Genomic DNA, 14,931 nt, shown 5'->3' with positions numbered 1-14,931 from the left:
GTCGGCCAAGCGGTTCCGCATGGTTGGGGGGCATTTCGGGCGACCCCGGCCAGGAAACTCGCCGGAGCCCTTTGTCTGACGACAAGTTAGTCCCCGTGTGGGTCCGAACCATTCAGAGCCGTCACTACCTTGTTTTAATCGCCGCACGCTTCCCCCGCAACGCAGAAACTTCACCTCTCGACCTGTATTTCGTGCGCGTTGAGCTGGCCTTCGAACAGGTCGACGATCTTGGTAATGAAATCGTCCAGCGGCATAGCGACACACTGCGCGTGGGTGCAGTCAGGGGCCAACGACTCCTGCGTACTGAGGGCAATACGTGTTGACGGCCAGAACGAAGAATCGGTGGGCCTGGCTCGGTGGGTCGATCCTCGTGTACCGCACGATGCGCGCTTCTACCTCTTGAGGATCCCTATGGCGGAGTAGAAAATAGCATGCAGACTGCGCAGTGCTGATCAGGTTGTCGGAACGCTGAACGAAACCAAGAGTCTTGGCGGCGCGCACGAAGTCGGCGTCATCTGCCTGCGCCATCGGCGATCCCAGCAGCGCGTGGGTCACTCCTATCGCGACGAAGGTAGTCGCCAGCGCACGCATCCTCATTAGGCTTCCGTTCTCTAGGAGTGAAGGGGGTGTTGACTATGGGCAAAGGTAGATGAACGCTAGCTGGCTGAGTACTGGATCCACGAACGTTGCCCCCACCCCGACGTACCCCGCGGCGCGCTTGTCGCAGGCGTACCGGCCATCGATGAGCAGCTCGCCGTCGCTGCGAAGCGCCGTGGGGTTGCGGCTTGCCGCGTAAACCTGGTGGGCGTGGTTCAGGTATTGAACTTCGCCTGGGGTCAACGGTTTTAGCGGCTCGGCATGTGCTGGCGGAGGCAGTGTCACACTGACGGTCACAGCCATTAATGCTCCGACCGTGAAATCCTTGCGATTGGTCAAATGGACCTCCTCGGAGTGTGATCTGACGGGTTGGCCTCGTACAGCGGAATACTCATCACGGCGGACTTAGCCATGTCTTGGTCGGCGTGACGAAGAATCGGTAGGGACCATGCGCGCATAAGGTGCTCGTATCGGCCATGGTGGCGCATCGGGTCCCGTTGTATTCAATGAAGCTGCGCGGGGGTAGATCTCGCTCGGCTTTTCCTGGGGGGAACTGAACGCCCAACAGCCAGTCGTAGCGTGTGACGATGTTTCCGTTCACCCACCCGATGTTGGTCGTACCCGACGGTGCACCGCGGATATCGCCCGTGCAACCAAAGCTGCCCCGGTCCCAGATGCCGCAGTTGAGTCCAAGTGGGGTCGAAAACCACACGCCACCAGCACTATTGGTAAAGTAGTCATCGTACTTCACCTTGTCATAGTAATTGAGGATGAGGTAGGTCGACGGGTAGGGACTCGTCGGGGCACCGTCGTTTGGCTCTGCGCGCGCCGCGGGCGGAGTGACGAGTATTAGTCCGCTTACGCACGCCGGCACCGCCAGCAAGTGGCCAAGTTGTCGGGCTGCAGTTCCAGGCCGCGCGGTCACGGCAAGTTGCCCGGCGACGATTCGTTTTCCGCTGTGTGCGGCACATTCCCGTAGCATGTCGCGTTTCCGAGATCGAGGATGCTCTCGCAGAGCACGCGGTTTTCCCTTGTGATCCGAACAGTCACGAAATGGCCTTGCAAGACCCGGGCGACGGTTGCCGCCGTCCGAAAGTTGGGTCGCCAATCGGCTCGCAGTTCGGCGCCGTCACCCGTGGGGCTCGTTGCATTGACCACCGGGACGGTCAAAGTCCAGGGCAACGGCACGTCCTGCAGCAAGTGCTTACCCGACGTGTCGCGGTATTCGACGCCTGCCAACTGTGCGACCGAGTCCGAGAAGACGTCGTAGGTGACGGTGTCCTCGGCGCACGCGACCGGTGGGTACACCAAGGCGATGAGGACAACGATCATCGGTACCGCCGTTGTTTGAATTCGCTTCACGTGGTTCCTTTCAGCGACAGACCGTGAGGTGTGGGCGACGAGTTGGCACTAGGCGCGCTTACGCAGCCAGCACAACTGTTGTCAGGATCATGTCCTTCTTGGCGTTGTACAGCGCGTTCACACCGAAATCTGTCCATGAGCAGTCCGGTATCTTGGCGAAACCTTGCAATATGGTTGCCTTTATCGCGTCGCTGTCGGTCGTCGCGGCGCCCGACAGGATCGTTGCTTTGCGGCCGCTGTAGCCGAGGTCCTTCAGTGGAGATAACGCATCGGTTTCGGGCTCGGCGCGTGATGCGTTGTTGATCCACCTATCGGTAGTCTCGTTGATCTCTGCGGCAGCGTGGTCGATCACTGGGTCGGACCGCAACGGCCCGCATGCTCTTCCCCGCGCCGCTGCCACGGCGGCCCGAAGGCTGTCGGTGGAATCCGCCATCGCCGTGGGCGCCATGGCAGTGCTCAGGATTGTCAGAGTTGTTGTGATCAAGCATATTCCGAGTCGGGCGTGGCGGCGCGATAGGGCGTATCGCCGACTGTGGCGGCGGGCCAACGAGTTGGGTGGCCGAGTCGGCGTCTCCTTCACTTCGCACACGCGCTTCATCCTTCGCACACATGCGAGCGGTGGATGTCACTGCCCCAACGCTTCGCTTTTTGCACCGACGGCCCGGTGAACCAATCGGGTTGATGCGCCAAGATCCCGTTGTTGACGTTGGACAGCTGCTCCCACAGTTTGAAAAAGGCCTCGCCTTCGTAAATGGGGAAGTAGCGGTCGCCGAACGTGTTCTGTGACTGGGTGAGGGACTGAACACGCGGTGTCAAGAAGTCGACGGCCTGGCCGATGTTTCCCGAAACGATGTCGACCTGCTGTTGGATGTTGTCCCGGGTGTAATCGAAATCCTTGCCGTAGTCATCGATTCGGTTGGTCTGCAGTCTGTCGATTTGAAAGCGGAGCGTGGCGTATTGAGCGTTGTACCACTGACACATCTCCCGCATCGCCGTGATGTCGGCGTCTGTGACCCTGTCCCTCGTTTGATCGTAGGGGAACGGAAACTTAGGGGTCCACGTCGACGCCGTTGGTGTCACGACGGGCAACGGCGTGATCAGGTCACTGTCTGAGGGCGGGTCGGGAAGGGGGACCTCGGCGTTGGGATCGGCGCTAGCCGGTGGCCCCGTCAGGATGCCGATGGCCCCGACCATCACCGTGCAGCCCACGGCGCAGGCACCGCGTCGAATTCTGTCTCTCCTGGCCGTCATGGCCCATTCCTCCTGACGTGTGCAGCTGCTACTTCTGCCCCATCGCTGAACCAATTCCGCCGACGTCGGTGATCAGCCAATTGCGGTTGCTGTCGATCGTTGTGCTGTACGTCGCCGTCGATTGCAGCGCCTCTGGTGCTTGTACGGTCTTTGTCCGAACGCTGACAAAACTGTCCACGATGTAGACGCCGCCGGTTGCCGACCTCACCTTGGCTACCAGAGGTTGCGCACTCGAACTCCACTGCAGCGGCACCAGAACCTGTTCCATGGAGGTGCCCGCGTCGGAGAGCTTCTTGCTGAGTTCCGGGCTCGTCCCGGCCACGAGTTTGACCTTCCAACCCTGAAGATCCTTGAAGTCCATCGTGGCGGCGTTGACGGCATAGTCGAGCGCAATGCGCTCTGCGTGCGCATTATCGGTCGTTTGCGCGGCTTGAGCGTCGAGCTGGCGGCGCGCGTCGGCGTACAGCCAACCCAACGTGACGGACCCTGCTACCAGTGCCAGAATCACCGCACCCAGGATGAGGTCCCGCAGGCTGACGGAGACCGACCGTTGTCGGCGTGTGGACTTCACACCTTCGGAGGACGCGTCCACATCCACCTCTTCGGATGGCTTCCGCTTCGCTTTGGTCGCATCCGGCTCGTGGGTAGCGGCGCCGTCGTCGGATTGGCGCTTCTCACGGACTTCGGTTCCGTTGATGGTCATTGTTTAACCTCTCTCGTAATAAATTTCGGGCCAGGCAAGCTAGCGCCCGTTCGGGTCATGGCCTGACGCGGAGCGTGATCATCCCGTCAGCTGGCACCTGCTGAAGGAAGTGCTCGAGAATCTGTCCGCTGTCGAAGTTCATTAGGGTCGCGGCGATGGTGTTGAGCTTCGGTTGGAACGCTTCGCCCAGTACCTTCAAGTCGCCACCGCTGTTATCCAGGAGGGTCTGAACGCGGTCGACGAGGTGCTTGAGATTGTAGAGGCCCTCGGGCTGGTCGCGACTGAACAGAATCGGCAGGTGCTTGAAATAGTCCTGCGAGTGTCCACCAAAGTCTTTCGCCTCGGGGGTGATGGCGGTGAGATCCGGGTTGACCCATCCGGAGTTGCGGATCAGTACCTGAAAGTTGCTCAGCAGTTCTCGCCCCTGGCCGTTCAATCCTTTGAGCATGTTGTTGAGCAGGGTGCTCGCACGTGCCAGGTTGGGTAGCACTGCGACAGGATCTGGCAATGCGGCGTCGGACTCGCCGATGATGCGTTTCAGTGCATCAGGGTCCATCTGGTGGAGTATTCGCACGACGCTCGTCGCCAATTCGGAGATGGACGGCGGCTGGACAACCGCATCCGTGGAGATGCGCTGATGATCCTTGAGCATGGGTCCGCCATCGCTGCGAGGCAACAACTCGATGTACGATTCGCCAAGCGCTGATAGGTTCTGCAACTGCACTTCGGTGTTGACCGGGATTTGGAATTGAGCGTCGACGTAGAAGTCGATGGATGCTGCGTTGGTGGCCGTCTTGGTATGGGTCACCTTGCCCACGGGCACGCCGCGCAGCAGCACATTCGAGTCGGCGACCAGACCGTTGACATCGGGGACCTCCATGGACAGATTGGTTCGGTTGGAGGGCGGCTTGATGCGGACTCCCAGCGACGCGAAATAAACTAGGACGATCGCGATGAGGACTGCGAAGACCAAATACGACAGGACGTCCTTCTTCGTGATGGCGATCATGGTGTAGCCCCCAGAATCCGAAGCACTTCTTGCACGTTGCCGGATAATTCGCGACCGTCAGGCCCGATGATCGAGGTGATGTTGATGGCCGGATACTTGTCGACCGGGAGGAACAAGTCGGTGAATATCCGCCGATATTTCGGTATCTCCGCTTCACCGGCCACCTTTGACTGCTGCAGCGCACCAATGGAATTGGCCAGCGAGTTCAGGAACGGAACCAGCCAGTATCCGCCGAGAGTGATGCTTCCGATACCGGGGAAGATGGTGGCTATGTAGTTCGAGCAACCTACGAGGTGCTCGAAGCCGCGTTGGCCCGTCGGCGAGAACAAATACTGCAATTCCGGGATGTGATTGTTCACTACAGCAGCCGACCTCGCCACACCGTCGAGCAGGACGTCGACCTTGTCGATGTTGTCCGCAAGGGCCGTCAGATCGGTCTTGACCCGACCTGTCAGAATTCGTACCTCGTCGCTGGCCGGCACCACGCGGTTGAGGCGGATGATAGTGTTTTGCGCCCGCTGAATCGACCCACTGGAGACAAAGTTCGCGAGGCTGGCAACAGTGTCTTCTAGCTGTGGTGGGGAGGTGGTCTGAGCGAGGGGAATGGCCGCGCCCGGCGTCAGCGCAGGTGCGGGCACGGACCTCGGTGTCGGGGACTGGGTCGTACCGGCGGTGGGTCGCTCAAGCGCAACGTAGATGTCGCCTAGCACCGTCGCCTGCTGCAACACCGCATGGATGTCGGACGGGACGACGACACCGCGCCTCATGCGCGCGGTGACCTCCACGTCACGGTCGGTGAGGGTCACCTTGGTCACGACTCCGACAGTCACGCCGTCAAGCACTACCTTCGCCCTTCCGGGCAGGTTGAGCACGCTTTGGAACTGCATCACAAGGTCGTACCCGTCGTGATAGGACGGGCCCGGCTGTGGTAGCGCGTCGACGCTGATCGCTGCGCAGGACGAGACCGAGACGGCCGTGGCCGTGGCCGCGGCCATGGCTCCGGCGACGAGTCGGGACCAAAGTGTCATTTGTGGGCCGCCATCGTCAGGACGTACTGCAGGAGAGCCACGTCCACCGCGTAGGGTGTCCCCTTGACGTTCGCGCAGCTACCCGGCACGGACGCATTCATGATGTTGCACTGGAGGACGCCGTCGGGCGTACGGATCCGATACAACGGCGGCCGGTAGTGAAGAGTGAAGTCATGGTTGTTGGCGAGGTTTATCAGGCCGTTGATCACGCGGGGCGCCACGTTGAGCAGGCTCGCGTAGAAGGGAGCGCGCGGACTGGCCTTCCTGACCACCACTGAAATCGCGTCGAGTAACTGTTGAATCTGCGGACCGAGCTCCTTTTCAATGGCCGCTGCAGCTTCCACGACTGGGATGATCCCGTCGAACAGGTCCGTCGCGCCCTTTAAACCGTCGTCAACTTCTCGCGCGACGGAGAGCGCTCCATCGTCGAACACGCCCTTCAGTGTCGGATTGACGTCGACAAGCATGGTGGACAGCTGCCTGAGGTTGCGGGTGATGGAGCCTAGGTCACCGATCGCCTGGTCGGGCGACTCCACCACCGACGAGGTGGTGGTCAGCAGCTTGTTGGCGTTTGGCCCTTGGGAGCGAGACGCCTCGTCGACACCCCGTACGAGGTCACCGATGTTTTGCGATCCCGCCGGGTTGATTGAGTTGAGGAAGGTGGTCGACGATCCGATGACTTCGGACAAACTCTTCGGAGTCAATGATCGACCGAGTGGAATGCAACCCCCCGGTGGCAGGTGTTGGCCTTCCTGATAATCGCCGACCAGTTCCAGTGCCCTGTCCGCAAGGATCGAGGTCGACCTGGTGACCGCCTTTGCGTCCGCTGGGATCGGGCGTCCGCCGTCGATCGTGAAGTCGACGCGGACGGACTGCGCGGATGGTGTGATGGCGGCGATCTTTCCGATCGGATAGCCCAGGTGGGTGACCGGGTTGTCCACGTATAGCCCGACGCTGTCGGGCATGACCGCACAGTAGTCGACGGCCTGCGATTTGGGGGGCGACGTACACGATGCGTTTGAGAGCGCGGCCACCACGGCGACGAACGCCGGCAGCGTTCGCCGGAATCGACGCGAAAGCGGTGCAAGCATCAGCACGCGCTTCCCGGGACCGGCACGCAGAGGTCCGTCGCCAGTAATCCCGGATCGGCGTTCTGCGCGTTCAACACACGGTCCAACAGATTCTGTGTCCGCTTGAGGACGCGAATCGTCACCCCGTTACGCTCGACGAACAACCGACCTCTTTTCAGGAAATCTCGCACCCGTTGGATGAATTCGACACGGTGCCCTTCATAGAAATCACCAAGGGGCTTCAAAGCCTGGAGGACGTCAGCCAGTCCTTGGACCGTCTGGGAAAGCCCTTTGTCGTAGATGACCATTGTCTGAGTCAAGATCGAGACCTTTCTGACGAGTTGCTCGAATTTGTCCCGATAATTTGACAGTGACCTTATGTATTCATCCGACAAGTTCAGGATCTTGGTCACTTGGCCTCGCTGCCGTTCAACCGTCGACATCAGTGCGTTGCCGGCGTCGATGGTGGACGAGATGACCTGGATATTCGTTCCGGTCAAGCCCTGAGAGATTTGATTGAGCGATTCGTTGACCGGCGCCGTATTGACCTTCTGGGTGATCTTGGTGGTGTCAGTCAGTGTGCGGATGAGGCTGTACGGCATCGTCACGCGTGACAGCGGAATGGGTTCTGGCCCCAGTGGAGCGTTACCCATCGACACAAGATTGACGTAGTATCCCCCGACGACAGTGAGCATTCGAACGTCTACTTGCGACTGATCGCCGACGAAGGCGTGATCATCGATGCGTGCCTTGACCAATACCTGATGTGGCTCCAGCGATAGGCCCCTTACCGTTCCCACTTTGATGCCGGCCATCCGCACCTCGTCTCCGACGCGGATCGACGCCGCATCGTCGGTGTAAAAGGACACGATCTGATCCTTGCCCGGGGGGTTGTAGTAGACGTAGGTCAGCACCAGTCCTACGACGACGGCGAACACCATCGCCGTGACCCCCCAGGCGAGCGGGCTGTGTGCCACCCTGTTCCACTTCAGCGATTGCATAGGACCACCCGTTGTCCGTTCAGCAATACGTCCATCGTCTCCGGCAGTTGAAAGTTGCCGCGCGAACACGGCTCCACCGCGGTTCCGTCGCCGCCTGGTGGCGGGATGTTTTCGTTGATCACGGGCACCAACTTGAATGCGTCGAAGAAGTTGTCGAGATTGCTGAATGCACGGTCCAATGCGGTGTCCACGTTGATTCCATTTCTGAAGCCGGCATTGTGGAGCAGGCGTGTAACGGGATCGAGAAAGTCCTTGCTATAAATGACATCCTTGCGAAATTCGTCCAAAATTCCGTTGATGGCGTCGACCGGCTGGTTTACCAGGTCGATGAGGTGAATGAATTTCTCGGACGTGCCCCCGATGGCCTCGGCCAGGCCGGACAGGTTGTTCATCAACGTTGCTATCACCTGTTGGCGGTCCGTCACGAATTCAGTCAGCCTGCGAATGCTGTCCAGAAGGGGCGCCAATCCGCTTCCGTCACCGGTCAAGAACGATGCCGCGTTGGCGGTGAAGGTGTTGATCTCGTCTGGACTCAACGTGGCGAGCACGGGCTGCAGACCGTTGAAAAGTGCAGTCACGTCGAAGGAGGGCTGGGTCATCGCGGTGGGTATCTGCGTCACCAAGTCAGCGCCGCGATATCCCTCAGCGGGGTTCGTGACATCCATGTAGCGGACGCCGGTCAGGGCTTGAAACTTGATGGCGAGCCTTGTAGCTCTTACGATGCCGTATTTGTTATCCAGAGTGAACCTGACCCGGGCGAGGTTCTGTCCATTGATTCGGGCGAGGTCGACTGACTCGATCTTTCCCACCCGAACGCCCCGGACGCGCACGTCGCCGTCGGGATGAAGCCCGGATGCGTCCGTGTAATCGGCGAGGTATGTCCGCGTATTCACATCCACGGGATTGACGATGGTGTTCGACAGCAAGATGAACAGCACGACGGAGACGATGATGGTTACACCGATCCGCCACATCGCGGCTTTGAGACTCATCGGGTTCCCTCCGTAACGAGTCCGATCGGTGCAGCCACGCCGGGCAGGCTGTCCAGGAGGACCCGGACCGATATCGCATGCTGATCGCCATTGCCGGCATAGAGCCGCTCGAATCGGGAACGCAATTCCGCGAGTTTTTCGGCTACGTCCCCCGGTCGCAACAACACGGGTCCGGTGTCCGTAATTACCTTAATTCCGGAAATCAAGGGAAGCAGGTCATCGACATGGCTGCTGAGGACTTTACCCACGACGGCGAAGAGTCCCTTTTGCGCTGCGTCCAAGCTGTCAAGAAAATGCGCTTTGAAGTAATCCTCTGAAAAGTCACCCAAGCTTGGGGTAATCGCATTCTGCAGGAATGGATACTCGTACCTTGGGCCGGCGGACGCCGCTGGTTCTCGGATCTGTCCGGGGTAATAGCTGTAATCGATGATTCGCCTGCCGGCAATGATCGCCTCGTCCGCGAACGGCGGAACGGCTGCGATAGCCGACGACAGTTTGGTCACCTGGTCTTCGGTGGAGTCCGTCTGCACGGCTTCGACCGCTCGGGAAATCGTCACCGCCGTTTCGAACAACGGGTTGAGTCCGTCGGTGTAGCGGGTTACGCGATCGATGACCTGAATCAGCTGTGGTGTAAGAGCGGCTTCCGTGACGTTGCCCAACTGGTTGAGCAGTTCGGACAGGGTGAAGTTTCCTGTCGGCATCAGGGTGATCTTGCTTCCATCGCGGAGGGCTTGGCCGCCGGGTTTCGGGACGAGGTTGACGCCTGGCACGCCGAAGTAGTTGATGGGCCGAAAATCTATGTGCACTGTGTTCGTCAGGCCCCGGGTGGGTTCAGTCTCCAGGTCCGTGTCGAGCTGCACTTCACCGCTGGCCGTGGTCTTGACGCTGGTGACCTGGCCGACCTTGACGCCGTGCAGGACGACCGCTGTTCCCGCCTCTACACCTTGTCCGACGTACGGCGTCGTGATGGAAATCGAGAACAGCCCCTTGGCCCGTCCACCGAATGGGTCCAGGACGGCAAAGCCAACGGCCAGGGCAATGCACAGCACCACGGCGCCGCCGATGGCCAATAGCACTTGCTCCTGGTGTTTGGACGATCCTCTTAGCACGAAATGATCCCTATCCCTTGAAGATGAATTCGGGCCGGAGACCCCACAGCAGCACGGTGGTCGTGAAGTCCAGCACGACGATCACCACCAGACTCGCGCGTACGGCCCGACCTGACGCCATACCGACGCCGACGGGGCCACCCGAGGCGAAATAGCCGTAATAGCAATGGATCAACGTCGCCGCGACGCAGTACGTGCTCAACTTGACCGTCGAGTAGAGGAGGTCGACCGGGTTGAGGAACATGACGAAGTAGTGGTTGTAGGTGCCTCCGTGTTCACCACTGAAGACGACCACCACCAGGTCGATCGTGTAGAACACCCCCATGAGGGTCAGCAGATAGCCGGGTATCACACACGTCAAGGCGCCGATCAGGCGAGTGCCCACGACGAATGGAATTGGCCGCAAACCGATGGCTTCGACGGCGTCGATCTCCTCCGAGATGCGCATGGCCCCGATTTCGGCTGTCATTCGTGTGCCCGCCTGCGCCATGAACGCGATTCCGGCGACAATGGGTCCGAGAATGCGAACGGCACCGATGCCGCCAATGATGCCCGCCAGCGGCCCGAAGCCCAGGATGTTCAATACGGCGAGCGCCTCGATGCCCAAAGAGGCGCCGGTCGCAATACCAAGAAGGAGCAGGACGCTGATCGTGCCGCCGTCGACGATCAGCGATCCTCTGCCCCACGCCATGCTGATCGTCGCGGCAAGCGTCTGCCGGGAGTACTTACGGACTGTCAGCGGCAGGTAGAACAGCACTTCAGCAATAAACAGGGTCCACTGCCCTAATCCGCGCAGCGGCACTTGAACCGTCTGCACGGCGACCGTACCCGCGCGGCTGAAGGTGGAAGGAGCCGCCATCACGCCACCGCCGTCGGGAAGAACATCGTCGATATCTGCGTGATTGTGAGGTTCGCGAAAAGGATGAGAATGACGTTGATTACGACGGCCGCGTTCACGGCGTCGGCCACTCCTCGCGGACCGCCCTTTGCTTCCATTCCTCGCATGGACGAGACGACCGCCACGATCGCGGCGAAGATGAGCCCCTTGCCCATCGCGAAGTAAACGTCAATCATCTTGGCGAACGTTCCGAACGAGTTCCAAAAGCTTCCTGGTGCCACGCCACTGACCAGCACAGAGAGAAGGAATGCAGACGCCGTGCCCGACACGATGATGACCAAGGTCAGGATGGGGGCAATTAGCAGCAACGCCAGGAATCGCGGCACCACCAGACGTCGGACCGGGTCTACGCCAAGCACCCGCATGGCGTCGAGTTCTTCGCGGATGGCGCGCGCCCCAAAGTCGGACGCGATGGCCGAGGCCGCGGCACCACCCATCAGCAAACCCGCGGTGACGGGCGCCCCCTGCCGTAGTACGCCCACCCCGCTCGCCGCGCCTAGTAGTGCCGTCGCACCCACCTGGGCTACCAGCCCGGAAACCACGACCGTGACAATGCCGCCAATCGGTATCGCCATCAGCACTGCCGGCGTCGCGGTCACCTTGAGCAGTGCCCAGGCCTGCCAGAAGAATTCCTCGATCGGCAGTCGAAGGGTGAAGGTGTCAACGACGGCATAACGAAGCACGTTGACAGCGAGGCCGACGCCGCGGCCGGTGGTACCCGCGGCCGCGACTGGCACCTTGGCGAGCTCCGACGCCTTCCGCCCTGCCGTGGCCAGCAAGGACGGAGACTTCCGCGGTTGCTTGTGACCGCCGGGCTGACTCAACGTGGCGGGACGGCTTGCGACTTCTACCATCCGGAGACCACGAACGTGCTTGGTGCCGATAGGAGAGAAACGTGACGGCCCGCCGCTCGGTCGAAACCCCCCCAATTTTGCGCCTGGGTCATTGGCAGCCCGTCACAGCCGGCGGGCATCCAGAGGCAGGTCTGCGTCACGACGACCTCCGCACCACCGAACTCAGCCGCCTCCTGTGCGTCTTACTCGGCGCGGTGGACGGAAACAGGACGGCGAGGTAGGTACCGGTGAAGAGCAGGATGACACCCAAGGCGCCAATCCAGGCGAAGAATCTATTGATGGCGCGGTGCATGTGCTCTCTTTCCGTCTACAGCGATTCCATTGACCCTTGAATCAGTTCGAGGAGCGACCCTCAACCCATGGTCTCGGCGGCGGCGACCGGGTACTTGCTGGAGGGGTCGTATTGCACGGTGAACATGTCGACCTCAACTTTTCGGCTTCGTCTCAAAAAGCCATACATGTCGCCGCCGTATATCGCGTGGATTTCTCCAGCGTCGTCTTGGTACCAGCTCCGGCAGCCGCCACGGCTCCAGGTGGAGCCCGACATTCTGTCGTTCATCTCGGCCTTCCAGCGAGTGACGACACTTGCCTTGATGTCCAAGCTGGAGGCCTTCGCGTGACGCATGGCCTGGATAGCTCCAATGACGTAATTGAGTTGTGCTTCCACCATCACGAAGTTGCAGCCAGTGCCACTGTTTGGGCCCCACATCATGAATGCGTTAGGGAAGCCATTTATGCTCGCGCCCATGTAAGCCCTTGGGTTGCCCTGCCAGACTTCGGCTAGCGACCGCCCGTCGCGGCCATAGAGGTGATCGATGAAGGGTGGGTCCACGGCGTGAAATCCCGTCGACCAGATGATCGTGTCAACCTCGTGTTCGTTTCCATCGGCGGTAACAACGGAGTGCGCTCGAACCTCCCGAAGCCCGTGCGGAACCACTTCGACGTTGTCCTTGGCGACCGCCGGAAGATAGTCATTGGCAATCATGATGCGCTTACAACCCGTGTCATGCGTGGGCGTAAGGATTCTGCGTAAATTGCGGTCTCGCACGACGACGAGAAGATGCAGACAGCCTATTAAATTGAGCAGTCGAGCGATTCGCACATTGAGGTAGGCCCTGATGAGCGAGTCGGCAAAGAGGAATTGGCCGGCGCGAAGCAGACGCTGAGTCACCGGAAAGCGCCTGTAGATTGCGCGCTCGAGCTTGGTAGTGCGCCAGTCCGGTTTGGGCCACACCCAGCCCGCGGTTCGCTGAAGGTAGACCAACTTCTTCACGCGCGGCTGAATGGCCGGGACCAATTGAATGGAGGACGCTCCCGAGCCTACGACTGCGACTCGTTCTCCGGTGAGGTCGTGATCGTGATCCCAACGGGCCGAGTGGAATTGCGTGCCTTCGAACTTCTCAGTACCGGAAACCTGGGGGATCAGCGGCTCGTTGAGCGCTCCTACTCCGAACACGAATATTGGCGTAGAGAAATCGCCAGCGGTCGTGTCGACCAGCCATCGTTGGGACGATTCGTCCCAACGAGCCTGCGTCACTTCCGTACCGAGCATGGCTCGGTCGTAAACACCGAATCGCATTGCTACGTCCTGGATGTAGTCGAGAATCTCACCTTGCTTCGCGAACACCCGGGACCAATTGGGATTGGGTGCGAACTCGAACGAGTAGAGCGACGACGGTATGTCACATGCGGCCCCCGGGTACGTGTTGAAATACCACGTTCCGCCGAGCTGCTGGGCACGCTCGATCAGCACCACGTCCGTCAGTCCAACCTCCTTGCGGAGCCGAATGACGGCGGCAATCCCGGATATGCCACCACCGAGCACGACCGCGTCGACCTCTCGGCGCTGGCCGTGCTCGGCTTGCTGAAACACCATGTTGGATCCCTTTCGGACGCAGGACGTGTGCTCTAGCGCGTGCGGGACGCCGCTAAGTCAGCGTGAGATGACTAGTTAAGTCAGGCAATGATGACTTCTGGGTGTACAGCGTGTCAAGCCTCACACTTTGCTGCCCACGTGACCGAGACGATGAGCTGTGCTGAGCACCATCGATGCACCGATGCACTGTTCGTGAACCGGCGCGCACGGTGGACAGGCCCGCGTCTAGCCCGAAAAGTGGTTCGACCTGGGTTTAATCGTGATCTTCGCGCTTAACCATCCCGTGCAACATCAGGCTCGTTAATTCCGCAGCCGTCCGTTCGCAGTCCAGCGGCGATCCACTGACCTCGCCCTCCACCGAAATCCAAAAGCAGGTCGACACCAGCATGCGGACGCTCAGAGATTCCGAGAAAGCACGATGCTCCCAGTGCGGCAGCTCCTTCACCACTATCGCTTCGAACGCGCTAAAGGTAGGTTGCAACGTGCTCTTGTAGAATTCTGCGGCGTCTGAGGTTTTGCCGAAGAACAGCATCGCGACGGTTCGGACCACGTCGGGGGGAAGCGAGCACATCGCAAACACGACGTCGCGGGTTAACGTGGTGATGCGCTCAATGCGCTCACTCTCAGATTCACTAAGAGCCGCCTTCTCGGCGTTCTCGACTAGGCCATTGACTACTTCCTGGATGGGCGCCAAAACCGCCTCTCGGTAGAGGCCTTCTTTGGTCTTGAAATGGCGAAAGACCAGCGCCTGATCCACCCCGCACCGCTGGGCGATCGCGCGGACGGAGACGCCTTTTAAATCTCCGCCGGTTTCGAGAAACGCGGCACGGGCCTCAGCCAAGATCCGCTTGCGACGCTCAGCGGCGGGCAATCTACGACGAGGGGACATCGGCTGGTTGTCGTCGGCTGCGCTCACGCCTGCTCCTCCGCCGATCGGACGCACCGACGACACGCCGGATAATGGTCGTCGCCAGCAACAAGATCACCGTACATCCGCGAGTGCACAAGTCCCCCTCGTCCTGGGGTCTCGGTGATGCCGAGCGCGAAGCGGACCGTCGGGGTGACCAGTTGATCGGTGCCGACAGGCACGTACGTCGTTCACTCTCGTCCCCTCTTGACACACCGCCACAGTCTAAGTCATCCTAAGCTGACTTGAGAGCCGGTATGACTTGGCAACGACT

General features: G+C 60.3%; 17 protein-coding genes. All 17 read right to left on the bottom strand.

Annotated elements, in window-relative coordinates; all coding sequences use genetic code 11:
- Positions 1-279 precede the first annotated feature (279 nt).
- Positions 280-528, bottom strand: a complete 249-nt coding sequence (locus ACIUM1_RS15155) for a DUF732 domain-containing protein (RefSeq protein WP_406817685.1) — start codon at positions 526-528, stop codon at positions 280-282.
- Positions 529-633: 105 nt separating this feature from the next.
- Positions 634-936 (bottom strand): hypothetical protein, encoded by a 303-nt coding sequence (locus ACIUM1_RS15150; RefSeq protein ID WP_406813488.1) that lies wholly within the window; start codon positions 934-936, stop codon positions 634-636.
- A 55-nt stretch (positions 937-991) separates the two neighbouring features.
- Entirely contained in the window at positions 992-1,348 is a 357-nt protein-coding gene (locus ACIUM1_RS15145) for a hypothetical protein (RefSeq protein ID WP_406813487.1), read from the bottom strand.
- Positions 1,349-1,518: 170 nt separating this feature from the next.
- The gene (locus tag ACIUM1_RS15140; protein WP_406813486.1) at positions 1,519-1,959 is read right to left on the bottom strand and encodes a hypothetical protein; all 441 of its coding nucleotides are present in this window, start codon (positions 1,957-1,959) and stop codon (positions 1,519-1,521) included.
- 58 nt (positions 1,960-2,017) lie between these two features.
- A complete protein-coding gene (locus ACIUM1_RS15135; protein ID WP_406813485.1) occupies positions 2,018-2,407 on the bottom strand; it encodes a hypothetical protein in 390 nt (129 codons plus the stop codon).
- Between the two features lie 146 nt (positions 2,408-2,553).
- Positions 2,554-3,153, bottom strand: a complete 600-nt coding sequence (locus tag ACIUM1_RS15130; protein WP_085293057.1) for a hypothetical protein — start codon at positions 3,151-3,153, stop codon at positions 2,554-2,556.
- An 85-nt stretch (positions 3,154-3,238) separates the two neighbouring features.
- Positions 3,239-3,913 carry a hypothetical protein gene (locus ACIUM1_RS15125; RefSeq protein ID WP_406813484.1) on the bottom strand — a complete coding sequence of 225 codons (675 nt, stop codon included), beginning with the start codon at positions 3,911-3,913 and terminating at the stop codon, positions 3,239-3,241.
- A gap of 55 nt (positions 3,914-3,968) precedes the next feature.
- Positions 3,969-4,922, bottom strand: coding sequence for an MlaD family protein (locus tag ACIUM1_RS15120; RefSeq protein ID WP_406813483.1), 954 nt, complete (start codon positions 4,920-4,922; stop codon positions 3,969-3,971).
- A complete protein-coding gene (locus tag ACIUM1_RS15115) occupies positions 4,919-5,950 on the bottom strand; it encodes an MlaD family protein (protein ID WP_406813482.1) in 1,032 nt (343 codons plus the stop codon). The genes ACIUM1_RS15120 and ACIUM1_RS15115 overlap by 4 nt, the downstream gene beginning before the upstream one ends.
- Positions 5,947-7,041, bottom strand: a complete 1,095-nt coding sequence (locus ACIUM1_RS15110; RefSeq protein WP_406813481.1) for an MlaD family protein — start codon at positions 7,039-7,041, stop codon at positions 5,947-5,949. The genes ACIUM1_RS15115 and ACIUM1_RS15110 overlap by 4 nt, the downstream gene beginning before the upstream one ends.
- Positions 7,041-8,021, bottom strand: coding sequence for an MlaD family protein (locus tag ACIUM1_RS15105; RefSeq protein WP_406813480.1), 981 nt, complete (start codon positions 8,019-8,021; stop codon positions 7,041-7,043). Before ACIUM1_RS15105 ends, ACIUM1_RS15110 begins: the two co-directional genes overlap by 1 nt.
- Complete coding sequence (locus tag ACIUM1_RS15100) at positions 8,009-9,013, bottom strand: MlaD family protein (protein WP_406813479.1); 1,005 nt, start codon at positions 9,011-9,013, stop codon at positions 8,009-8,011. The genes ACIUM1_RS15105 and ACIUM1_RS15100 overlap by 13 nt, the downstream gene beginning before the upstream one ends.
- Positions 9,010-10,089, bottom strand: coding sequence for an MlaD family protein (locus ACIUM1_RS15095; protein ID WP_245843410.1), 1,080 nt, complete (start codon positions 10,087-10,089; stop codon positions 9,010-9,012). Before ACIUM1_RS15095 ends, ACIUM1_RS15100 begins: the two co-directional genes overlap by 4 nt.
- Positions 10,090-10,132: 43 nt before the next feature.
- The gene (locus tag ACIUM1_RS15090) at positions 10,133-10,981 is read right to left on the bottom strand and encodes an ABC transporter permease (RefSeq protein WP_085293047.1); all 849 of its coding nucleotides are present in this window, start codon (positions 10,979-10,981) and stop codon (positions 10,133-10,135) included.
- Positions 10,981-11,799, bottom strand: a complete 819-nt coding sequence (locus ACIUM1_RS15085; RefSeq protein ID WP_406813478.1) for an ABC transporter permease — start codon at positions 11,797-11,799, stop codon at positions 10,981-10,983. Before ACIUM1_RS15085 ends, ACIUM1_RS15090 begins: the two co-directional genes overlap by 1 nt.
- Before the next feature lie 427 nt (positions 11,800-12,226).
- Positions 12,227-13,750 carry a flavin-containing monooxygenase gene (locus ACIUM1_RS15080; RefSeq protein WP_406813477.1) on the bottom strand — a complete coding sequence of 508 codons (1,524 nt, stop codon included), beginning with the start codon at positions 13,748-13,750 and terminating at the stop codon, positions 12,227-12,229.
- A 253-nt stretch (positions 13,751-14,003) separates the two neighbouring features.
- The gene (locus tag ACIUM1_RS15075) at positions 14,004-14,666 is read right to left on the bottom strand and encodes a TetR/AcrR family transcriptional regulator (protein ID WP_085293049.1); all 663 of its coding nucleotides are present in this window, start codon (positions 14,664-14,666) and stop codon (positions 14,004-14,006) included.
- Positions 14,667-14,931 lie beyond the last annotated feature (265 nt).

Origin of the sequence: Mycobacterium sp. M23085 (assembly GCF_045343915.1) — a bacterium.
Classification (GTDB): Bacteria; Actinomycetota; Actinomycetes; order Mycobacteriales; family Mycobacteriaceae; genus Mycobacterium.
Note: the sequence above shows the minus strand (reverse complement) of the source record. Positions and strands in the feature narration are given on the sequence as shown.